This window comes from Lysinibacillus sp. FW301-JW8, assembly GCF_058788755.1.
The window spans coordinates 54,416-77,724 of the sequence record NZ_JBYTBB010000002.1; the positions used below are offsets into that span (position 1 = coordinate 54,416).

Below are 23,309 nucleotides of genomic sequence, written 5' to 3' on the forward strand. Positions count from 1 at the left end.
CAAGATTACGTTAACTATTCACTTTTAAAGGTGGGGTATTATGCAAACAGCCATTGCATTTATATTAATATTTGGCCTGCTCGTATTCTTCCATGAACTTGGTCACTTCCTGTTTGCGAAACGCGCAGGAATTATGGTTCGTGAATTTGCAATCGGTATGGGTCCAAAAATTTATGGAAAAACACATGGTGAAACAATCTATACGGTACGACTTTTACCAATTGGTGGTTACGTTCGTATGGCTGGTGATGACATGGATGGTACGGAATTGCTACCTGGATACCGTGTAGGGCTTATTGTTGATGAAGATAATCGTGTCCAAAAAATTATTTTCAATCAAAATAACAAGCAGTTACCAGACTTATTATTTTTAGAAGTTGAACGAGCTGATTTAGAAAAAGATTTATTTATTGAAGGCTATGATGAAGAAGAGAATTTAGTGCGTTATAGTGTGACAAGGGATTGCATTCTGGTTGAAAATGGAAAAGAAACGTTAATCGCACCATATGACCGTCAATTTAATGCTAAGACAGTGGGACAACGTGCAATGACAATCTTTGCGGGACCATTGTTTAACTTTATATTAGCATTTTTCATTTATTTAGTGATTGGGTTATTAAATGGTGTACCTACAAATGAGCCAATTATTACAGAAGTTGTAGATAACAATCCCGCTGCACAGGCAGGTATGCTTGCAGGAGACCGGGTGAAATCAATAGATGGACAAGCTGTTGAGACGTGGCAGGACTTAGTTTCGATTGTACAAAATCGACCTGGTGAGACGATTAATGTAACAGTTGAGCGAGATGGAGCAACGGAAAATCTCACAATGACAGTGAAAGAAGTGAAAGAAGAAAACGGTGGGACATATGGTCAAATTGGAGTGACAAGCCCAAGAGTCCACAACCCTTTAAAAGCAGTTGTCTATGGTGCTCAAGAAACATATCATATGACAGTGCGTATTTTTGAATTACTGGGAATGCTTATTACTGGTAAATTTACAATTGACGCATTATCAGGGCCTGTAGGGATTTATAAAACGACAGAGACTGTTGCAGCATGGGGAATTTATGCTTTAATGAATTTTGCAGCCATGTTAAGTATTAATCTAGGCATCATGAATTTATTACCACTTCCTGCTCTTGATGGTGGCCGCCTTTTATTCTTCGGCTTTGAGGCAGTAAGAGGTAAGCCAATTGATCGTCAAAAAGAAGGTATGGTCCATTTTGTTGGTATCGTACTATTAATGATTTTAATGGTAGTTGTCACATGGAATGATATTCAACGATTCTTCTTTTAGCGAAGAAAGGTTAACATTACATCATAGTTAGAGGAAGCCTATGCGTGATTATTACGTCAAGGCTAACATGGATGGAAAACATAGCTTTGAGCGCAATTTATTTGAAACATTGCGTTCAAAGCTAAATTTGTTTATGCTAATTAGAGTATAAACTTATTTATCTTCATTCAGCAGAAGACTTCCACCATTACAGGTGGTGAGATGAATGCAGTTTTGGTTCCTTTTCAGTAGGTGTCCAAACACATGCTGAATGAAGATAAAACCTCCGGCGGATGTCACGGATTTTCAAAGGAATGAATTATGCATGCACAATTCAAAATCCAGACGCAATTACGCCAAAGCGAAATTGATGAAAAAAGGTGGAACACTGAATGAAGCAAAGTAAAACATTTATCCCAACGCTACGTGAAGTACCTGCTGATGCAGATGTAAAATCGCATAAGCAATTACTACGTGCAGGGTTTATTCGTCAAAATACAAGTGGGGTATACTCGTATTTACCGCTTGCAAAACGTGTGTTATCAAAAATTGAAAATATTATTCGCGAAGAAATGGAAGCTATTAACTCTATTGAACTGTTAATGCCTGCATTACAATCTGCGGAGCTATGGCAGGAATCTGGCCGCTGGGAGAAATATGGTCCAGAATTAATGCGTTTGAAAGATCGTCATGATCGTGACTTTGCATTAGGGCCTACACATGAAGAGGTCATTACAACTCTTGTACGTGATGAAATTAAATCTTATAAAAAATTACCATTAACACTATACCAAATTCAAACAAAGTTCCGTGATGAAAAACGTCCTCGCTTTGGATTATTACGAGGTAGAGAGTTTATTATGAAAGATGCTTATTCATTCCATGCATCACGTGAAAGCTTAGATGAAACATATGATGATATGTATCGAGCATATTCTAATATTTTTTCTCGTCTAGGCTTAAATTATCGTGCAGTTATTGCGGATGCTGGTTCCATCGGAGGGAAAGGCACACATGAATTCATGGTGCTTTCTGCAATTGGAGAAGATACAATCGCATACTCAAACACGTCTGATTATGCTGCGAACATTGAAATGGCAGAAGTAGTAGTAGACTATCAAGCATCAGATGAGGCATTAAAAGACCTTGAAAAAGTAGCAACACCAGATCAAAAAACAATTGAGGATGTATCTGCTTTCTTAAATATTGAGTCCTCCAATGTAATTAAATCTTTAGTATTTGATGTTGATGGTGAATTAGTCGTTGTACTTGCACGAGGCGACCATGAAATTAACGATATTAAACTAAAAAATGCCCTTGATGCTGGGTCAGTTGAACTTGCTAGTGAAGCAGCTATTCAAGACCTATTAGGCTGTGGAGTTGGATCTATTGGACCAGTAAAATTACCAGTAGATGTTAAGGTAGTAGCGGACAATGCAATAAAATCTATACGTAATGGAGTAGCTGGTGCAAATGTGGATGGATTCCACTTAATCAATGTAAATCCAGAGCGTGATTTTGCTGTTAATGATTATTTAGATATTCGCTTTATTCAAGAGGGTGATCCATCACCAGATGGACAAGGTATCATAAAATTTGCAGAAGGCATAGAGGTTGGTCATATTTTCAAATTAGGGACTACTTATTCTGCAAAAATGAATGGTACTTTCTTAGATGAGCAAGGGAAGGCACAGCCATTTATTATGGGCTGCTATGGTATTGGTGTTTCACGTATTTTAGCTGCTGTGGCTGAGCAATTCCAAGATGAAAATGGTTTCATTTGGCCAACGCAATTAGCGCCATATGACATTCATGTTGTACCTGTAAATACAAAGGATGAAACACAGGTAGCCCTAGCGGATGAGCTTTATGGCTTATTAAAGTCGTACCGCTATGATGTGCTTTTGGATGATCGTGCCGAGCGCGCTGGAGTTAAATTTGCTGATGCAGATTTGATTGGTTTACCTGTTCGTGTAACAGTTGGTAAAAAAGCAACTGAAGGTGTTGTTGAAGTCAAGTTCCGTCAAACAGGTGAGACATTTGAATGGAAAAAAGAAGAGGTTATTGATCGCTTAAATGAATTTTTCCGTAAAAACTAATTTCCTTTAACAAAGGTGAAATTGCTTCCAATAGAGGCTACCCTTTAACTTCTTTCAGCAGAAGTCTCCCACCTCTATAAGTGGTGAGATGAATGCGAATTTAAGCTACTTTTCAGAGGGTGTCCAAACACCCGCTGAAATAGCGGAACTCAGTCTAAGAACGCCACGTCCTGTGGCAACGACTGAGTGACCAACATCATGTTGGCCCAAAGCCTCCGGCGGATGCCACGGAATCAAAAAGGAGTTCATAAAAGATGTTAGCCTAAAATCATCGCATCCATGCGATAACGGTTAACTGACCTGCATCATGCAGGCCTAAGCACAAAGCCGATTCCGGACGCAATTATGCCGAGGCATAATTGATTTTTGATAAGATAGTAGTAAAGAATTCGCGACACTTCTGCGGGACAATGAACCAATCAAGCAATTTCAGATGCCAAAAAGTATCTGTTGTTGCTTGTAAATCGCCCGTAGAGAGGGTGCGAATTTTTTTCTTCAATTTAGATTGTAGAAAGCAGGTGTCACTAAATTGGAACAGCAACAAGAGGCAAGAACGAGGTTTCGAATGCTCTTGCAGCAACTAGAGTTAACAGAAGATGTGTATATGTCCTTTTTTGAAGAAGGTGAATTATCACGTTTAACCGTTCACAAAAAAAACAGACTATGGCATTTCACCATTAAATTACGAGAAATACTTCCGTTTCCGTTATATCAGCTTTTTCGTACACATTTAACGGAGAAATTTTCTGCTATTGCACAGATTCATACAACATTTGAAACGATAGAGAAAGATGTGACAGAAGAGCTTATTCAGGCTTATTGGTTAACTGTAGTTGAACAAATAGATGAAATGGCGCCAACCCTTAAAAATTGTCTGGCATCTCAAATGCCAACGTGGAATGGTCAAAAGATTACTTTATCCTGCATGCAAGAAATGGAATTTATGATGCTAAAAACAAAGTATGCAGAAAAGCTTTCCATAAGCTATAGTCAATTTGGTTTTCCATCGATGGTTATAGACTTTGTGTTACAGGATGAAACAGAAGAAATGATTGCAGCACAGGAAGCTTTTATGGAACAAAAGCGCTTGGAAGAAGCTGCTTTAGCCCAGCAAGCGATACAAGATTACCAAAAACGTGAGCAGGAGAAGAAAGACAATCCAGCAATTGCGAACCTTGGTGATCGCCCATTCCAGCTGGGAATGCATATTAAAGACGATGAGATAATGGAAATTAAACGAATTGTTGAGGAAGAACGTCGAGTTATTATTGAAGGTTTTGTCTTTGATACAGAAATTAAGGAACTGAAAAGTGGTCGCTCATTATTACAAATCAAAATGACCGACTATACGGATTCTATCATTGTCAAAATGTTCTCACGCGATAATGATGATGCCGAGCTGATGCAATATTTGAAAAAGGGTATGTGGATAAAAGTCCGAGGATCTGTTCAAACAGATACATTTATTCGTGACTTAATCGTGATGGCCAATGATATTAATGAAATCAAAAAAGAAACAAGACAGGATAAGGCACCAGAGGGTGAAAAACGTGTTGAATTACACTTGCATACACCAATGAGTCAAATGGACGCTGTTACCCCAGTTGATCGTCTTGTGGCTCAGGCCGCAAAATGGGGGCATCCAGCTGTCGCTATTACTGACCATGCAGTAGTACAATCCTTCCCAGATGCTTATGCAGCAGGAAAAAAACATGGCATCAAAGTAATCTATGGCATGGAAGCAAATTTAGTTGATGATGGCGTACCAATTGCTTATGCCCCTGAGCATCAATTATTAGCTGATGCTACCTATGTTGTATTTGACGTGGAAACAACAGGTCTTTCCACAGCTTACGATACAATCATTGAGCTTGCTGCAGTTAAAATTAAAGATGGAAATGTGATTGATAAATACGAAAGCTTTGCCAATCCACACCATCCGTTATCAGCGACCACCATTGAACTAACGGGTATTACAGACGATATGGTGCGAAATGCGCCAGAAGTGGAGCAAGTCATCAAGGAGTTCCATGCATTTATTGGAGATGGCATTGTTGTAGCTCATAATGCATCATTTGATATTGGCTTTTTATATACAGGCTATAAAAAATATGAGCTTGAGGGCACCATTCATCCAGTCATTGATACACTGGAGCTTGCCAGATTACTCTACCCGACGATGAAAAATCACCGTTTAAATACACTTTGTAAAAAATTCAATATTGAATTAACTCAACATCACCGAGCTATTTATGATACAGAAGCAACAGGTTACTTACTTTTACAACTGTTAAAAGATGCAGATGAATTAAATATTAAATACCACGATGACTTTAATAAGCATATTGGTGGTGGAGATGCTTATAAAAAAGGAAGACCGATGCACTGCACAATTTTGGCAGTAGATAATGCTGGGCTTAAAAATTTATTTAAAATCGTCACTCACTCACATACAAAAACGTTTTATCGTGTGCCTCGTGTTACACGAGCGGTCTTAGAGCAATATAGAGAAGGTTTATTGATCGGATCTGGCTGTAGTAATGGTGAAGTATTTGAGACGATGATGAATAAATCACCAGAGGAAGCTGAAAAAGTTGCAAGGTTCTATGATTATATTGAAGTTCAGCCTAAGGCAGTGTATGCACCATTAATTGAGCGTAATGTCGTTCGTGATGAATGGACACTTGAAGATATTATTCGAAAACTTGTAAAACTTGGGAAGAAGCTGGATAAACCAGTTGTGGCAACCGGAAATGTTCATTATTTAGATCCAACAGATGGAATGTTCAGACAAATATTAATTGGTTCACAAGGTGGAGCCAACATTTTAAATAAATCAAAGCTACCTGAGGTTCATTTTAGAACAACGGATGAAATGCTCAAAGAATTTGATTTTTTAGGACCAGATTTTGCAAAAGAGGTGGTTGTTACTAACTCTCAAAAAGTTGCAAATATGATTGGTGATGTGAAGCCTATTAAAGACGATTTATATACACCTAAAATTGAAGGCTCGGATGATGAGGTAACAAATTTAACTTATGAAATGGCCCATCGCATTTATGGTGATGACTTACCTGAAATCGTGAAGGCACGTATCGAGAAGGAACTAAAATCGATTTTAGGTCATGGCTTCGGTGTAATTTATTTAATCTCTGCGAAGCTAGTGAAAAAATCATTAGCTGATGGCTATTTAGTTGGTTCCCGTGGTTCTGTTGGATCTTCGTTAGTAGCAACCTTTATGGAGATTACGGAGGTAAATCCACTACCGCCTCACTACATTTGCCCAAATTGTAAGCATTCCGAGTTTTTTGATGATGGATCTGTTAGCTCAGGCTTTGATTTACCTAATAAAGATTGTACGGAATGTGGTACACCTTATAAAAAAGACGGGCAGGATATTCCATTCGAAACATTCCTTGGTTTTAAAGGAGATAAGGTGCCTGATATCGATTTGAGTGCGACACGTTGTTAACTGAAAAGGTTAACCACCATATTTGGTAGAACTGCTATTTCGAAGTGTGGAATGATAGGGTAACGTCTTGAAACACACTCGCTGAAGCTACGACATGCAAGTGGATGACTGCGAAACTGAAACTTGTATGAAGCTCGTTAAAGTAGGCTGAAGTTCACCCAAACAGTATGGCTGTGGAAAGAGAGCAATCTTGTGAATGATAGGTCTGGTGTCTATAAACTTTCTATGGTTAGAATCAGTAGAATCACTGGGACGAACCCTCGACTGACTTTTCGTGAATGTCACGTAGTAGAAATGCTGCGGGGTCCAAATAGGACTTCTAGCTGTGGATGAGTAAGCGTTTGGTTATGAAAATCCATCTTGTGTTACAGGCACATGCAAGCCTAGCGGAATTTAGGGGGAACCTAAGGAAAGATGCACAGATAGAAATAGTGGAACGTGTGAAGCTCCGAACGTAAGAGGAAGTTGCATTCTGATGACAACGGTGTAAGGAAAGGCTATGTGAACTAGCTATAACTTACTTAAACGGAGTGGCAGTAGTGCCGTATTACCGTTGAAGAAATGCCATTGATGACTGAATAACAAATAGGTCGGAGGAGAAAACATTTCAGAGGGAAGGGCACAAGTCGTTAGTGTTGAAGATAAACCTACACAAGTCAGATTCTAGTATGACTAAAGAGAATGAAAGCTTCGAGTACGAGGTGATTAATTGGCTGACTTAATGATACAAAAGTTAAGAAATAACGAATATTTTGAATTACAAACAGCTTTTGATAATCTTTATGAAAAACCTTTATCAATTGATTATTTCCGAAGAAAACATTTTACTTGCCTTTCGAAACTTGAAGAGCAATACAGGTAGCAAAACGAAAGGTGCTAATGGACACACAATTAAACACTTGAATAAAATGAATGCTGATAAACTAGTCAAACTTGTCCGAAGAAGGCTTGAAGATTATGCACCACATGCTGTTAGGCGATTATTTATCCCGAAACCAAATGGGAAGATGAGACCTATAGGTATTCCGACAATTGAGGATAGACTGATACAACAAATGTTTTTACAAGTATTAGAACCAATTACGGAGGCAAAATTCAACCCACAAAGTTACGGATTCAGACCTAAACGCAGCACACATGATGCATTGGCAAGGTGTTATCATATGGTAAATCACAGCCATCAACACTTTGTAATTGATATCGATATAAAAGGTTTCTTCGATAATATGAATCATAAAAAACTTATGAGGCAATTATGGACGATTGGCATTAGGGATAAAAAAGTATTAGCTATTATAACGAAGATGCTGAAAGCTGAAATTACAGGTGAAGGAGTACCGTCAAAAGGAACACCACAAGGAGGCATTTTATCTCCTCTACTCGCCAATGTAGTATTAAATGAGTTAGACTGGTGGATTTCGAATCAATGGGAAACAAAACCTACCAAAGTACCTTACAAGCTAAAACGCAACAAAACCGATGCTCTAAAGAAAACAAAGCTAAAACCGATGTACCTAGTTCGGTATGCAGATGATTTTAAAATTTTCACAAATTCCTATGAAAACGCCAGAAAGATAAAAATAGCTGTCGAAAAATGGTTAAAAGAACGATTGGGATTAGAGATTAGTGAAGAAAAGAGTAAAATCACAAACTTGCGGAAAAACGGTACAGACTTTTTAGGGATTCGGTTTAGAGCGGTGCAGAAAGGCAATGCGAAAACGGGATACATTGTAAATTCAAAAATGGACCCAAAGGCAAAAGAAAAGGTACAAGGTGTTATTAAGCATCAACTAATAAAGTTAAGAAAAAGCCCTACCCCTAAAAAAGTGATGAACTTCAATGCGAATATTTTAGGATTGCAAAACTACTATAAGATTGCAACTAGAATATCGCAGGACTTTAATGAAATAAGGCATAATGTTCATCCGAATATTAAGTCACTCATGTACAGGAACATATTTGTGAAAACAAAAGAAACAAATGGAGTGATTGATAAGTTTTATGGGGATTACAATTATCCACGTTTCAAAAGCAATGGATTACTGGTATATCCTATTGAAGCAGTTCGACATGATATACGAGGACAACGCAAACCTGAATTTACGATTTATAACGCAAAAGATAGGCTAGCAATTCATAAAGATTTAAAACAAGTGTCTGTTAGAGAGATTGAAATGTTTCGTAGAGGAATATATAAATCGAAAAGTGTTTTGTATGAAAATAACCGCCTTAGTAAATATGTAGCACAAAAAGGTTGTTGTGGTATTACAGGTGAGAGATTAACACCCCATCAAGCCATTTGCCACCATAGAAAACCAACAGCTCATGGCGGCACAGATGGGTATGATAATTTAATTATTATCAACAAGCAATATCATATGCTTATCCATCATTCAGACCCACTAACAAATAAAGAATATCAAAAGATAATAAGTAAATTCGAAGTAAAAGCAATAAATAAATTAAACAGGCTAAGAACGGAAGTAGGAAATCCAAAACTAAGCCTTTAAATTCAACAAAACTAACGATGGAACGCCGTATGAGTGTGAAAGCCTCATGTACGGTGTGGGACGGGGGAAAAACTAGAGATAACGTCAAAGGTTTACCTATCGTCATATTTTTCTGGCGAATATCAACCAAATGCCCATAACTATACGAAAGTTCTATTCGGTGAAGATTATGTATATCGTGCTGGAACAATCGGTACAGTTGCTGAGAAAACAGCGTATGGTTATGTAAAGGGATACGCAAGTGATAATAACCTGCATTTTCGTGGGGCAGAAGTAGATCGCTTAGTTCAGGGCTGTACAGGTGTTAAACGAACAACAGGACAACATCCTGGGGGGATTATCGTAGTACCAGATTATATGGATATTTTCGACTTCTCCCCAGTACAATACCCTGCGGATGCACAGGATGCTGAATGGCGAACAACTCATTTTGATTTCCATTCCATTCATGACAATATTTTAAAGCTGGATATTCTTGGGCACGATGATCCAACTGTGATTCGGATGTTGCAGGATTTATCAGGTATAGATCCGAAAACGATTCCAACAGATGATCCAGTCGTTATGAAAATTTTTAGTTCCCCTGAAACTTTAGGTGTAACAGAAAAACAAATCGGCTGTAAAACAGGAACATTAGGAATACCAGAGTTTGGTACTCGATTTGTACGCCAAATGCTTGAAGATACAAAGCCATCGACTTTCTCAGAGCTTGTGCAAATTTCAGGACTTTCTCATGGAACGGACGTATGGCTAGGAAATGCTCAGGAATTAATACAAAACGGTACATGTGTACTGAAAGAGGTAATTGGCTGTCGTGACGATATCATGGTGTATTTAATTTACCAAGGACTAGAACCGTCATTGGCCTTTAAAATTATGGAGTCTGTACGTAAAGGTAAAGGATTATCTGAGGAGTTTGAAGCAGAGATGCTTGCAAATAAAGTACCAGGCTGGTATATCGAATCATGTAAAAAAATAAAATACATGTTCCCGAAGGCCCATGCAGCAGCTTATGTGTTAATGGCTGTACGTATCGCTTGGTTTAAGGTACACTTCCCAATCCTTTATTATGCAGCTTATTTCACAGTTCGTGCCGATGATTTTGATTTAATATCGATGGTACAGGGTTCACAAATGATCCGTGCTAAAATTGATGAAATCAATATGAAAGGCTTAGATGCTTCTACTAAAGAGAAAAACTTATTAACGGTAATGGAGCTTGCTCTTGAAATGTGTGAGCGTGGTATGAGCTTCCAAAAGGTTGACCTGTACCGTTCAAAGGCTAGTGAATTTGTGATAGATGGTAACACATTAATCCCACCATTCGATGCGATCCCTGGACTCGGTACGAACGTTGCGAAAACAATTGTGGCAGCACGTGAGGAAGGTGAGTTTTTATCGAAGGAAGATTTACAGCAGCGAGGTCGTGTATCTAAAACTTTAATTGAATATATGGATCAACTGGGCTGTTTAGAAGGCATGCCAGACGCTAATCAGCTATCACTATTCTAATTATTACGCATGTTATTTATCTTCACTCAGCAAATGTTTTTTGTAGCCAAAGCAAAGCGACAGTTACAATTACGCCAAGACGAAATTGATTTTTTTGGCAAACTAATGGACATTTTCGAATTCCAGACACATCTATGGCGATATGTTAGGGATGTCTAGAATAAGGAAATTTGCATTGTGTTGTAAACTGTGCTATTCTTATGGTAATAATTTGTTGATAATTTTCCAGCAAAAGAGTGGGGCCTACCCGCTCTTTTCTGTTGTTATACCGTAGCAAAACAAATTTTTGACTAACAGCAGGTAAGACCGTAAAATTTCACCAAAGCAATGGTGGAATTTCTGTTTTATTATGGTTCATTACAACATTTTGTTTTAGTGATGAATCCTTATTACGCTAGAATTTAATAGATACAGGAGGCAACAATGAGCAAAGTACCATCTTTAATTGAAGTGCTCGCTAAACCAATTGTAGAAGAGTTAAACCTTGAGTTAGTGGATATTGAGTACGTAAAAGAAGGGCGTAACTGGTTTTTACGCGTTTATGTCGATACACCTGAAGGCGGTATTGACATTGACCAATGTGCTCAAGTAAGTGAAAGACTAAGTCTACTATTGGATGAAAAAGACCCAATTACACAAAACTATTATTTAGAAGTTTCTTCACCTGGAGCAGAACGTCCACTAAAAAAAGATGCTGATTTTGAAAAAGCGGTTGGTAAATTTATTTATGTAAAGACCTATGAACCCATTAAGGACATGAAGGAATTCCAAGGCTACTTAACGTCATACAATGAACATACATTAGTGATGGAAGTACGTATTAAAACGCGCAAAATAACAGTAACCATTGAACAGGAAAAAATCGCTTTGGCACGACTAGCCATCGATTTTTGAGCATAATGCATATTTAGGAGTGAAAAAAATGAGTAGTGATTTGTTAGATGCGCTAACTGCGCTAGAAGAACAAAAAGGAATTTCAAGAGATGTGTTGATTGAAGCAATTGAAGCGGCATTGGTTACAGCTTACAAACGCAACTTTAATCAGGCACAGAATGTTCGTGTGGACTTAAATTTAGATAAGGGCTCTATTCGTGTCTTTTCACGTAAAGATGTTGTAGAAGAGGTAGAGGATGATCGTTTACAAATATCTTTAGAGGATGCAAAAGCTATCAACCCGGCTTATCAATTAGAAGATGTGGTTGAACAAGAAGTGACACCTCGTAACTTCGGTCGTATTGCTGCTCAAACAGCGAAACAAGTTGTGACACAGCGCGTACGCGAGGCTGAACGAGGCTTAATTTACGAACAATACGTAGACCGTGAAGACGATATTGTTACAGGTGTAGTAGAGCGACTAGATGCTCGCAATATTTATGTAGGTTTAGGTAAAGTTGAAGCTGCACTGCCAGTCAATGAACAAATACAAGGTGAAAAATACCACCCGCATGATCGTATTAAAGTCTATATTACAAAGGTTGAGAGAACAACTCGCGGACCGCAAGTCATTGTGTCACGCACACATCCAGGATTATTACGTCGATTATTTGAGATGGAAGTACCTGAAATTTATGAAGGTATTGTAGAAATTAAATCGATTGCTCGAGAAGCGGGAGATCGTTCAAAAATCTCTGTACATGCACATAATGAAGAGGTAGATCCAGTCGGCTCATGTGTAGGAGCAAAAGGTGCTCGTGTTCAAACTATTGTGAATGAATTAAACGGTGAAAAAATCGATATCGTTGAATGGTCAGAAGATCCAGTTGTCTTCGTGGCAAATGCTCTTAGCCCTTCAAAGGTTTTAGATGTTCAAGTAAACGAAGAAGAAAAATCTACAACGGTTGTTGTACCTGACTATCAATTATCTCTAGCAATTGGTAAACGTGGTCAAAATGCACGTTTAGCTGCAAAGCTAACTGGTTGGAAGATTGATATTAAGAGTGAAACAGATGCCCGTGAGCTAGGAATTTATCCATCTGCTACTAGCACCTATATTCCTGCTGAGGATGAAGAAAGTGATTTTGATGGTGTAGCAGTTGACTTATATCAAGACGACGAAGAATAAGTAAGAAAGGCCGTGTGACTAGTCTGCTGCCATTATTCAGTGGACGTTGAGGGCGTCGACTGAATAATGGCATTGTCTACCTAGGATTAATTAGGAGATAATTGAGGTAGTGCGTAGCTAGTCCACCTCTTACGACAAGCTTCAGAGAGGAAAGGTGATTCTTATGGCCGTTAATAAAAAAGTACCTCTTCGAAAATGTGTAGCTACTGGAGATATGCTACCTAAAAAAGAAATGATTCGTGTTGTTCGTTCAAAAGAGGGCGAGGTAAGTGTAGATGTTTCTGGAAAAAAATCCGGACGTGGTGCTTATGTCTCTAAATCAGAGGAGGCAGTTGAAATCGCCCGTAAGAAAAATGTTTTAGGGCACCAACTTGATGTAAAAATACCTGAAGAAATATATGATGAACTACTATTGTTGATTCGTAGGGAGTCTATTATATGATCCAGCAAGCGGTGTTTAATTTGCTTGGAATAGCGGCCAGAGCCCGTAAAGTCATTTCAGGAGAAGAGTTAGTAGTAAAGGAAGTCCGCAATGGTAATGCTAAGCTAGTACTGCTTGCAAACGATGCTTCTAAAAACTCTAGCAAGAAAATTCAAGATAAATGCACGTACTACAACGTTGAGTATCATGTAATTGGTGATCGTTATGATCTAGGACATGCTACAGGTAAGGAGGCCCGAGTGGCTTTAGCTATTACCGATAAAGGTTTTGCAAGTAAATTGTCTAGTCTACTCAACGAAAAATAATCGGGGGTGAGCAGATGACCAAAATCAGAGTTCATGAATATGCGAAACAAGTGAATAAAACGAGTAAAGAGGTTATTGAAGCACTAAGTAAATTAAATGTGAGTGTAACAAATCACATGTCTATGTTAGAAAAAGACACTGTGTCGAAGTTAAACCAATCATTGAGTACATCAGGAAAAAAAGAAGTGAAACAACCTACTCAAAATGTATCGCAAAGAACACAAGCAAATAGCCAACAAAAACCACAGCAATCGATGAGAAGGCAAGAAGGGCAAAAGCAGCAATCTGCTACTTCTAAGCCTAAAACAAACAATCAGCAACAAATGCGTCAAAACTCAAATTCGTCTAACGAAAAATCTAAGAATACAAAAGGTAATCAAAATCGAAATATGACACAAAATAATAATAACAATAATAATAATAACAACAATAATAATAGTAATCGTAGAGGTGGCGGTGGTTATAATCAACGACCAAAACCAGGAATTCATGGAGGCAAACGTCGCCATCCAAGAACACACCAACCATCAGTACCAGTGAAACAAAAGGAATTACCAGAAAAAATTACGTTTGTTGAATCACTTTCTGTTGGAGAATTAGCAAAAAAATTACATCGTGAACCATCAGAAGTCATTAAAAAGTTATTTATGCTCGGTGTAATGGCAACAATTAACCAAGAATTAGATAAGGATGCAATTGAATTAATTTGTGCAGACTATGGTGTAGAAGTTGAAGAAGAAATCCGTGTAGATATTACGGATTTAGAAACGCACTTCGAACAAACAGAAGAGATAAATGAGGCAGAATTATCAGAACGTCCACCTGTTGTAACAATTATGGGTCACGTTGACCACGGTAAAACGACGTTATTAGACTCTATTCGTCATACAAAAGTAACAGCGGGAGAAGCTGGTGGTATTACACAGCATATCGGTGCTTACCAAGTAACTGAAGGCGACAAAAAAATTACGTTCCTAGATACACCAGGTCACGCTGCTTTTACAACAATGCGTGCACGTGGGGCAAAGGTAACAGACTTAACAATTTTAGTGGTAGCTGCGGATGATGGTGTCATGCCGCAAACGGTAGAAGCTATTAATCACGCAAAAGCAGCAGAGGTACCAATTATTGTTGCTGTCAATAAAATGGATAAACCTTCAGCGAACCCTGATCGTGTGATGCAAGAATTAACAGAGCATGGTCTTGTTCCAGAGGCTTGGGGCGGAGATACAATTTTTGTACCGATTTCTGCATTAAAAGACGAGGGCATCGATACATTGCTTGAGATGATTTTACTTGTTGCAGAAGTGGGCGAATTAAAAGCTAATCCTAACCGTCTAGCTCTAGGTACAGTTATTGAAGCACAGCTTGATAAAGGTCGTGGTTCAGTTGCAACATTGTTAGTACAGGATGGAACACTAAAAGTAGGAGACCCGATTGTTGTTGGTCATGCTTACGGGCGAGTACGTGCGATGGTGAATGATAAAGGTCGTCGTGTGAAAGAGGCTGGACCATCAACACCAGTTGAAATTACAGGCTTAAATGATGTGCCTCAAGCTGGTGACCGCTTCGTTGTTTTTGAAGATGAAAAAACAGCACGTCAAGTCGGTGAAACACGTGCAATGTCTGCCATTCAAGCACAGCGTTCTGAAAAACAGCGCGTAACACTGGATAATCTATTTGAACAAATGAGCCAAGGTGAAATGAAAGAGCTTAACCTCATCGTGAAGGCTGACGTTCAAGGTACTGTTGAAGCTATGGCTGCATCTTTAATGAAAATTGATGTGGAAGGCGTTAATGTGAAAATTATTCACACTGGCGCAGGGGCAATTACTGAATCAGATATTTCTCTTGCTGCGGCATCAAATGCCATTGTAATTGGTTTTAACGTTCGTCCAGACGTTAATGCAAAACGTGCAGCTGAACAAGAAGGCGTAGATATTCGTTTACACCGCATTATCTATAAAGTAATCGAAGAAATTGAACAAGCGATGAAAGGTATGCTTGATCCAGAATTTGAAGAAAAAATTATTGGTCAAGCAGAAGTTCGTCAAACAATTAAAGTTTCTAAAGTTGGTACTATCGCTGGATCGTATGTAACAGACGGAAAAGTAACGCGTGATTCTGGCGTACGTGTTATTCGTGAAAATGTAGTTATTTTTGAAGGTGAGTTAGATACTCTAAAACGTTTCAAAGATGAAGTGAAAGAAGTTGCAAAAGGATACGAATGTGGTATTACAATTACAAACTTCAACGATATTAAAGAAGGCGACATTATTGAAGCCTACATTATGGAAGAAGTTAAACGCGTCTAATGATTGTCTACGCAGAGGTTGAATTCATCATTCAAACTGCCCATTCGTTAAAGGAAAAACGTGCTGTCTTACAGCGTATGATTACCCGCACAAAGCAAAAGTTTAATGTATCTATTGCGGAAATTGACCATCAAAATGTATGGCAGCGCACGAAATTAGCGCTTGTTGCTGTTTCTTCTTCAAAAGAAGCAGCCGAACGAGAAATTAATCATGCGCTTCATTTCTTACAGTCAAATCCGTCATGGGAACAGCTCGATGTGTGGCGAGACTATTTATAAGAAACAGAAGATAGCTGTGTCATTTATATGTAGAGAGTATTCTAATACATATAAAAGGATGAGCACACAACTATCTGTACATCGAAATAGAGGTGACAAATTATGTCTCTACGCTCAAACCGTGTTGCTGAGCAAATGAAAAAAGAACTCGGTGATATTCTTGGCCGTAAAATAAAAGATCCGCGTGTTGGGTTTGTTACTGTTACAGGTGTTGAGGTAACAGGTGATTTACAGCAAGCGACTATTTATATTACATCTTTAGGCAATGAACGTGAACGAGAAGAAACACTTAAAGCTTTAGTAAAAGCTTCTGGTTATATTCGTTCAGAAATCGGTTCACGTATCCGATTACGTCGTACACCAGAATTAATCTTTGAATTTGATTCATCGATTGAATATGGGAACCGTATTGATACATTGCTACGAGGTCTACACAAAGAATAAGGAAAAGATAAAGAGTCTGCCAAAAATGCATGTTCATGCAGGTAGGCTTTTTATTGTAGAAAAAATTTGTTGTTTTGGCAACGCTACAACAAAGAAGTTTTTGGGAGGAACTATATGAACGGTATTTTACCGCTTTGGAAAGAACGTGGCATGACAAGCCATGATTGTGTTTTTAAATTACGAAAAATTTTACGCACAAAAAAAGTAGGACATACAGGTACGCTTGATCCAGGAGTAGAGGGTGTTTTGCCAATTTGTATTGGACAGGCAACAAGGATTGCAGAATATTTAACAGATGCAGGAAAAACCTATGAAGCTATTATTTCTATTGGTCGAACAACGACAACTGAGGATGCAGAAGGTGAAACAGTTGAACAGGATACCAACATAAAGCAATTCACTCGGGATCAACTATTAGAGGTACTAGCTTCTTTAACAGGTGTGATTGAACAAACACCACCTATGTTTTCTGCGGTAAAAGTCAATGGTAAACGTCTTTATGAATATGCACGTAAAGGGGAAACGGTTGAAAGACCGACACGTCAGGTTTCAATTTATGCTTTAGAGCTTTTAGATGAGATAGAAATATATGAAGGACAAGAAATTACGTTCCCTGTACGTATAGCTTGTAGTAAGGGGACATATATACGCACATTGGCCGTACAAATAGGGGAAGCACTTGGTTATCCCGCACATATGCAAGAGCTCGTACGTACAGCCTCTAGTACATTTACACAAGAGAATTGCTTTACATTGGCACAGGTTGCTGAGCTGATGGAGGCTGAACAAATTGATAGATGTATATTACCAGTTGAGCATGCATTAACAGACTTTCCATATATTGAAATCACTGCTGCCAATGAAAAAGAAATTTTCAATGGACAAGTGCTTCCGGCAGATACATTATTAAAGATACATGATAAAATTGTTTTTGGAATCAATGGGAAAGCGATGGCGGTTTATCAATCACATCCTACGAAGGAAGGGTTGATGAAACCACATAAGATGTTTCCGACGATAGAGTAGGAGGATTTTTGTATGGAGGTCATTCATTTAAAATACCCGCATCAACTACAGCAACGAGAAAGCATGGAGCCGTATTCATTAGCAATTGGCTTTTTTGATGGTGTACATAGAGGGCATCAGGCAGTTATCAAGGCAGCGAAGGAAGAGGGAGACAAGCGTCAAATTTCAACTGCAGTGATGACTTTTGATCCACATCCTTCTATAGTCCTTGGTGGACGTAATGAAAAGGTTTTTTATATTACATTGCTGCAACAAAAATTGCAACTGTTTCAAGAACAAGGCGTGGATACGGTATTTGTCGTACATTTTACATCAGACTTTGCCAAGCTTTCTCCAGCAGCCTTTATTGATACATTTATCCGTGGATTAAATATCCAACATGTTGCAGCGGGCTTTGATTTCTCCTTTGGTGCATTTGGAAAAGGCACAATGGAGGAGATGCATGCTTTGAGTAATGGAGATTATGATGTGACGATTGTTGAAAAGAAGACGGATGATATTGAGAAAATTAGCTCTACACGAATTCGTAAACTTTTACAAGAAGGAGACATGGAAGCTGCAAGAATGCTGCTAGGTCGACCTTTTGAAATCGCAGGTATTGTTATACATGGTGATAAGCGAGGGCGTACAATAGGCTTCCCTACTGCAAATGTTCAGGCACTAGAGGGCACTTATATTCCGGCAAGCGGTGTCTATGCTGTCCGTTTATTTGTTCAAAACAATTGGTATGATGGCGTATGTAATGTAGGCTACAAACCAACATTTAAAGACCCAAACGATAAGCAATTATCCATTGAGGTTCATATATTAAACTTCGAAAAGAGCATTTATGGCGAAGAAGTACATGTTGCCTGGTATAAACGTATTCGAAGTGAACGGAAATTTGATGGTATAGAAGCTTTAAAGGCACAAATTGAAAAGGATAAACAGGAAGCGATTGACTATTTTAATGCTTTCCAATAATAAAGCTAAACAGGTAGTTTCACCTAATGTAATGTGTTTTTCTGCTTCGATATTTGGATAGAGTCATGTTATCACTTGCTTGACCTTTTGATTTATGGTAACATTCATAAGTGCATAAATGCTTAACCTTAGCTCGGTATATCGATGACTCCAACGTGTACTGTGCTAATGGGGATTAATTATAATTTAGGAGGTCCATACAAATGGCTATTACAAAAGAACGTAAAAACGAAATTATCGCTGAGTACCGCACTCACGAAAGTGACACAGGTTCACCAGAAGTACAAGTTGCAATGTTAACAGAGGAAATTAACGCTCTAAACACACACTTACGTACACACAAAAAAGATTTCCACTCTGAGCGTGGTCTTCTAAAAATGGTAGGCCGTCGTCGCCACTTATTAAAATATCTTCGTGAAGCTGACGTACAACGTTACCGTGAACTAATTACCCGTTTAGGCTTACGTCGCTAATTAAAAGCAGGATTACTCCTGTTTTAGACTATAGACAATTAAGTTTGTCTATAGTCTTTTTTTGTTTTAGTCAGGACTGTTAGTTAAATTCTGATAAAAACCAAAATTAAAAAGTCATGTGATAATCTTGCTTTATTGTGAAAATGCATGTCCTTGCACCATGAGGGGATTTTTTAGTGGAGCAAGGGTTTGTTGGATGATTAAAGTTTTCGGAATGTCATGAATTTCTCTTTCTTATTTGGCAGATAGTGTTTCTAGTAATTGGACCATTCGTAATGCCAATCCTAAGATAAAATTGAAGATAGAAAAAGGAAACGCTATTCAACCAATGGCTAAAACTACATAATTTTTACATAAAGGAGACTAAATAGCCCCATAATTATTTTATTGCATCTTTCTCCTGTCTATCCTCCCACTAAAACTTTACTATGTACCTAACTTTCTTTATACTAGTAGGATGTGGTATGATAGTCTATTGTGTAAACCTGCATGTTATATCCTTTACTTTTCTTAGGTAGGAATCAATTTAAGTCAAAAGAGTATAAAAGTGCTTTTTCAATAAAATATAAAAATAAATCTTAAATAAATTGGCAATAACTGAATTTAAATGTATGATTATTTCATGAAATATTTTTTAGCATAGAACAGGCATTTTTGGTACACTTACTATTAATACATACAGACAAAGTAAGTGTTTTTATAATAGAGAGGGGTTCATTAAATGAACGAGAAGAAAGTCTATTCATACGAATGGGCTGGCCGTCCACTTGTAATTGAAGTTGGACAGTTAGCAAAACAAGCAAATGGAGCTGTATTAGTTCGCTATGGCGATACTTCAGTACTTGCAACTGCAACAATGTCAAAATCACCAAAACCACTTGATTTCTTCCCATTAACAGTAAACTATGAAGAACGCCTATATGCTGCAGGTAAAATTCCTGGCGGCTTTATTAAACGTGAAGGTCGTCCATCTGAAAAAGCAATTCTTGCAAGCCGTCTAATCGACCGTCCGATTCGCCCGATGTTCCCAGACGGGTTCCGTAATGAAGTACAGGTGATTTCAATGGTAATGTCCAATGATCCAGATTGTACGTCTGAAATGGCAGCTATGGTTGGTTCTTCATTAGCACTAGCTATTTCCGATATTCCATTCGATGGACCAATAGCAGGTGTACAAGTTGGCTATATTGATGGTGAATTCATCGTGAACCCAACAGTGGAACAATCAAATCACTCAACTATTCATTTATCTGTAGCTGGTAACAAAGATGCTATCAACATGGTTGAAGCAGGTGCACTTGAAGTTCCAGAAGAAGTAATGTTAGAGGCCATCATGTTTGGTCATGAAGAAATAAAAAAAATAATTGCTTTCCAAGAGCAAATTGTTGCTGAAGTAGGAAAAGAAAAGCTACCAGTAACATTATTTGAAATTAATGAAGCGATTCAAGCAGACATAAAAGCAGCTTGTGAGACAGACATGCATGATGCCATTCAAACAGCAGAAAAACATGCACGTGATGAAGCGATTCAGGCAGTAAAAGACCGTGTAATTGCTTCTTACGAGGAGCAAGAAGCTGATGAAGTAACAATGAAGCAGGTTTATACGATTCTGGATAAGATGGTAAAAGACGAAGTGCGTCGTCAAATTACAGAGGATAAAATTCGCCCAGATGGTCGTAAACTTGATGAGATTCGTCCACTTTCATCAGAAACAGGATTATTACAACGTACCCATGGTTCAGCATTATTTACACGTGGACAAACACAAGCATTGTCTATTTGTACTTTAGGGGCACTTGGAGATGTGCAAATTATTGATGGATTAGGTGTGGAAGAATCTAAACGCTTTATGCATCATTATAATTTCCCTCAATTCTCAGTAGGGGAGACAGGTCCAATTCGTGGACCAGGACGTCGTGAAATTGGTCATGGTGCGCTAGGAGAACGTGCGCTTGATGCGGTTATTCCAGATGAGTCTGTATTCCCATACACGATTCGTTGTGTATCAGAAGTTCTTGAATCGAATGGTTCTACTTCTCAGGCTTCTATCTGTGCCTCCACATTAGCAATGATGGATGCAGGTGTTCCATTAAAAGCGCCTGTAGCAGGTATTGCAATGGGTCTTATTAAAAAAGGTGAGCATTACTCCATCTTAACAGATATTCAAGGAATGGAAGATCACCTTGGAGATATGGACTTTAAAGTTGCAGGTACAGCTAAAGGTGTAACGGCTCTACAAATGGACATTAAAATCGATGGACTATCCCGCAATATTTTAGAAGAAGCATTAACACAAGCTAAAATTGGGCGTATGCATATTTTAGAATCAATGCTTGCGACACTTGCTGAACCACGTGAAAAATTATCTCAATTTGCACCGAAAATTGTTATTGTGAAAATTAACCCTGATAAAATCCGTGATGTTATTGGACCAGGCGGTAAACAAATTAACAAAATTATTGAAGAAACTGGAGTAAAAATTGATACTGAGCAAGATGGTACAATTTACATCTCTTCTGCAGATGAAGAAATGAATGCACGTGCAAAACAAATTATTGAAGATATCGTACGTGAAGCAAAAGTAGGGGAGTACTACTTAGCGACAGTGAAGCGTATTGAAAAATTCGGTGCATTCTGTGAAATCTTCTCAGGTAAGGATGGTTTACTTCATATCTCTGAAATCCAAGAGGAACGTACAAAGCAGGTAGAAGATGTTTTAAAACTTGGTGATCAATTACTTGTAAAAGTGATTGAAATCGACAAGCAAGGACGTGTGAATTTATCTCGTAAAGTTGTTATTCAAGAGGAAAAAGAGCGCGCTGAGCAAGGTAAATAATAGGGAATAGCAAAGGCTGCGTATGTTGCGCAGCCTTTTTTAAATCAAGATGGAGGGAATTTTATGGTACAAGTACATACATGTGACAATGGTGTGCGTATTGTGTCTGAGCAAATTGATCATGTAAGATCTGTGGCTTTAGGCATTTTTGTGAATGCAGGTTCTCGCTATGAATTACCTGAAGAGAATGGAATTACACATTTTATTGAGCATATGTTGTTTAAAGGAACAGCAACGCGCACTGCTCGTCAAATTGCTGAGGAATTTGATCGTATTGGAGGAGAATTAAATGCTTTTACCTCTAAGGAAAATACATGCTATTATGCAAAAATTTTAGATCATCATGCAGAGCTTGCAGTCACAATACTTGCTGATATGTTCTTCAACTCTACTTTTGCAGAAGAAGAGTTAGAGAAGGAACGACAAGTTGTGCTAGAGGAAATCCTAATGAGTGAAGATGCACCTGACGACGATGTGCATGAAAAGCTATGGGAAGTAATGTATCCCAACGATGCACTTGGTCGACCAATACTGGGTACTGCTGCTACGTTAAAAACATTTACAGCAGATATGATTCGTGATTATATGGCAAAGCATTATGGTCCGAAATCAGTAGTGATTTCATTAGCAGGTAATATATCCGAAAAACTAATACAAACAATAACCGATTTATTTGGACAATATCAAACATCTCCTCTTGAGGTCACGCCAGTATTAACAAACCCACAATTCCATCCAGGAGAGATAGCAAAAATCAGGGATACAGAGCAAGCACATGTAGCTATAGCTTACCCAGCAATTGGTGTAAAAGATCCAGATATGTATTGTTTTATTGCTCTGAATAACATTATTGGTGGCAATATGAGCTCTCGCTTGTTCCAGGAAGTACGTGAGGAACGAGGCTTAGCTTATACGATATTTTCCTACCAATCCTGCTATGCTGACGTTGGCGCATTTACGATATATGGTAGTACAAGTCGTCAACAATTGTCACAGCTCCAGCATACAATTGATGCGACATTGCTTGATATTGTGGCTGATGGCGTAACAGAGGAGGAACTTGATAATGCGAAGGAGCAGCTTAAGGGCAGTTTTGTGCTTGGACTAGAGGGGACTGGTGCTCGTATGAATCGTAATGGTACAAGTGAACTGGTTCATGGAAAGCATCGTTCTGTGGACGAGGTATTAGCAGCTATTGATGCAGTTTCAATGGAGTCAGTGGAACGTCTGATCGCGAAAATATTAAAAGCAGAACCAGCCATCGCGATTATTGGCCCTAAGGCATAAAACATA

At 38.3% G+C, this 23,309-nt stretch carries 14 protein-coding genes and 3 pseudogenes; all 17 read left to right on the forward strand.

Annotated elements, in window-relative coordinates; genetic code table 11:
- Positions 1–40: 40 nt before the first annotated feature.
- The 17 genes and pseudogenes from rseP (at position 41) to AC3WOM_RS01335 (ending at position 23,303) form a co-directional block, all read left to right on the forward strand.
- On the forward strand, positions 41–1,300 hold the full coding sequence (rseP, locus tag AC3WOM_RS01255; RefSeq protein WP_492444482.1) for an RIP metalloprotease RseP: 1,260 nt from the start codon (positions 41–43) through the stop codon (positions 1,298–1,300).
- A gap of 371 nt (positions 1,301–1,671) precedes the next feature.
- Positions 1,672–3,378: a proline--tRNA ligase gene (locus AC3WOM_RS01260; protein WP_492444484.1), complete on the forward strand. Its 1,707-nt coding sequence runs from the start codon at positions 1,672–1,674 to the stop codon at positions 3,376–3,378.
- Positions 3,379–3,907: 529 nt separating this feature from the next.
- A pseudogene (locus AC3WOM_RS01265) lies at positions 3,908–6,835 on the forward strand (PolC-type DNA polymerase III); the annotation flags it as partial.
- A 724-nt stretch (positions 6,836–7,559) separates the two neighbouring features.
- Positions 7,560–9,360, forward strand: a pseudogene (gene ltrA / locus AC3WOM_RS01270) (group II intron reverse transcriptase/maturase).
- A 108-nt stretch (positions 9,361–9,468) separates the two neighbouring features.
- Positions 9,469–10,872: pseudogene (locus AC3WOM_RS01275) on the forward strand (PolC-type DNA polymerase III); the annotation flags it as partial.
- Positions 10,873–11,295: 423 nt separating this feature from the next.
- Positions 11,296–11,766: a ribosome maturation factor RimP gene (gene rimP / locus AC3WOM_RS01280; RefSeq protein ID WP_427540380.1), complete on the forward strand. Its 471-nt coding sequence runs from the start codon at positions 11,296–11,298 to the stop codon at positions 11,764–11,766.
- Between the two features lie 28 nt (positions 11,767–11,794).
- The gene (gene nusA, locus AC3WOM_RS01285) at positions 11,795–12,934 is read left to right on the forward strand and encodes a transcription termination factor NusA (RefSeq protein ID WP_427540377.1); all 1,140 of its coding nucleotides are present in this window, start codon (positions 11,795–11,797) and stop codon (positions 12,932–12,934) included.
- A gap of 163 nt (positions 12,935–13,097) precedes the next feature.
- The gene (rnpM, locus tag AC3WOM_RS01290; RefSeq protein WP_427540374.1) at positions 13,098–13,376 is read left to right on the forward strand and encodes an RNase P modulator RnpM; all 279 of its coding nucleotides are present in this window, start codon (positions 13,098–13,100) and stop codon (positions 13,374–13,376) included.
- On the forward strand, positions 13,373–13,681 hold the full coding sequence (locus AC3WOM_RS01295) for a YlxQ family RNA-binding protein (protein WP_054770641.1): 309 nt from the start codon (positions 13,373–13,375) through the stop codon (positions 13,679–13,681). The genes rnpM and AC3WOM_RS01295 overlap by 4 nt, the downstream gene beginning before the upstream one ends.
- 14 nt (positions 13,682–13,695) lie before the next feature.
- Positions 13,696–15,996, forward strand: coding sequence for a translation initiation factor IF-2 (gene infB, locus AC3WOM_RS01300; protein WP_427540371.1), 2,301 nt, complete (start codon positions 13,696–13,698; stop codon positions 15,994–15,996).
- Positions 15,996–16,274 (forward strand): DUF503 domain-containing protein, encoded by a 279-nt coding sequence (locus AC3WOM_RS01305; protein ID WP_427540368.1) that lies wholly within the window; start codon positions 15,996–15,998, stop codon positions 16,272–16,274. Before infB ends, AC3WOM_RS01305 begins: the two co-directional genes overlap by 1 nt.
- 102 nt (positions 16,275–16,376) lie before the next feature.
- On the forward strand, positions 16,377–16,718 hold the full coding sequence (gene rbfA, locus AC3WOM_RS01310; protein WP_427540365.1) for a 30S ribosome-binding factor RbfA: 342 nt from the start codon (positions 16,377–16,379) through the stop codon (positions 16,716–16,718).
- Between the two features lie 114 nt (positions 16,719–16,832).
- Positions 16,833–17,744, forward strand: coding sequence for a tRNA pseudouridine(55) synthase TruB (gene truB, locus AC3WOM_RS01315; protein ID WP_492444488.1), 912 nt, complete (start codon positions 16,833–16,835; stop codon positions 17,742–17,744).
- A 12-nt stretch (positions 17,745–17,756) separates the two neighbouring features.
- Positions 17,757–18,707, forward strand: a complete 951-nt coding sequence (gene ribF, locus AC3WOM_RS01320) for a riboflavin biosynthesis protein RibF (RefSeq protein WP_492444490.1) — start codon at positions 17,757–17,759, stop codon at positions 18,705–18,707.
- Positions 18,708–18,910: 203 nt separating this feature from the next.
- A complete protein-coding gene (rpsO, locus tag AC3WOM_RS01325; protein WP_427540356.1) occupies positions 18,911–19,180 on the forward strand; it encodes a 30S ribosomal protein S15 in 270 nt (89 codons plus the stop codon).
- A 721-nt stretch (positions 19,181–19,901) separates the two neighbouring features.
- On the forward strand, positions 19,902–22,016 hold the full coding sequence (gene pnp, locus AC3WOM_RS01330) for a polyribonucleotide nucleotidyltransferase (RefSeq protein ID WP_492444491.1): 2,115 nt from the start codon (positions 19,902–19,904) through the stop codon (positions 22,014–22,016).
- Between the two features lie 63 nt (positions 22,017–22,079).
- Positions 22,080–23,303 (forward strand): M16 family metallopeptidase, encoded by a 1,224-nt coding sequence (locus tag AC3WOM_RS01335; protein ID WP_492444493.1) that lies wholly within the window; start codon positions 22,080–22,082, stop codon positions 23,301–23,303.
- The last annotated feature ends 6 nt before the right edge of the window (positions 23,304–23,309 follow it).

What these genes read in the sequence shown, in the direction of transcription:
- rseP (WP_492444482.1), top strand. Translation starts at nt 41, where the DNA reads ATGCAAACAGCCATTGCATTTATATTAATATTTGGCCTGCTCGTATTC.
- AC3WOM_RS01260 (WP_492444484.1), top strand. Translation starts at nt 1,672, where the DNA reads ATGAAGCAAAGTAAAACATTTATCCCAACGCTACGTGAAGTACCTGCT.
- rimP (WP_427540380.1), top strand. Translation starts at nt 11,296, where the DNA reads ATGAGCAAAGTACCATCTTTAATTGAAGTGCTCGCTAAACCAATTGTA.
- nusA (WP_427540377.1), top strand. Translation starts at nt 11,795, where the DNA reads ATGAGTAGTGATTTGTTAGATGCGCTAACTGCGCTAGAAGAACAAAAA.
- rnpM (WP_427540374.1), top strand. Translation starts at nt 13,098, where the DNA reads ATGGCCGTTAATAAAAAAGTACCTCTTCGAAAATGTGTAGCTACTGGA.
- AC3WOM_RS01295 (WP_054770641.1), top strand. Translation starts at nt 13,373, where the DNA reads ATGATCCAGCAAGCGGTGTTTAATTTGCTTGGAATAGCGGCCAGAGCC.
- infB (WP_427540371.1), top strand. Translation starts at nt 13,696, where the DNA reads ATGACCAAAATCAGAGTTCATGAATATGCGAAACAAGTGAATAAAACG.
- AC3WOM_RS01305 (WP_427540368.1), top strand. Translation starts at nt 15,996, where the DNA reads ATGATTGTCTACGCAGAGGTTGAATTCATCATTCAAACTGCCCATTCG.
- rbfA (WP_427540365.1), top strand. Translation starts at nt 16,377, where the DNA reads ATGTCTCTACGCTCAAACCGTGTTGCTGAGCAAATGAAAAAAGAACTC.
- truB (WP_492444488.1), top strand. Translation starts at nt 16,833, where the DNA reads ATGAACGGTATTTTACCGCTTTGGAAAGAACGTGGCATGACAAGCCAT.
- ribF (WP_492444490.1), top strand. Translation starts at nt 17,757, where the DNA reads ATGGAGGTCATTCATTTAAAATACCCGCATCAACTACAGCAACGAGAA.
- rpsO (WP_427540356.1), top strand. Translation starts at nt 18,911, where the DNA reads ATGGCTATTACAAAAGAACGTAAAAACGAAATTATCGCTGAGTACCGC.
- pnp (WP_492444491.1), top strand. Translation starts at nt 19,902, where the DNA reads ATGAACGAGAAGAAAGTCTATTCATACGAATGGGCTGGCCGTCCACTT.
- AC3WOM_RS01335 (WP_492444493.1), top strand. Translation starts at nt 22,080, where the DNA reads ATGGTACAAGTACATACATGTGACAATGGTGTGCGTATTGTGTCTGAG.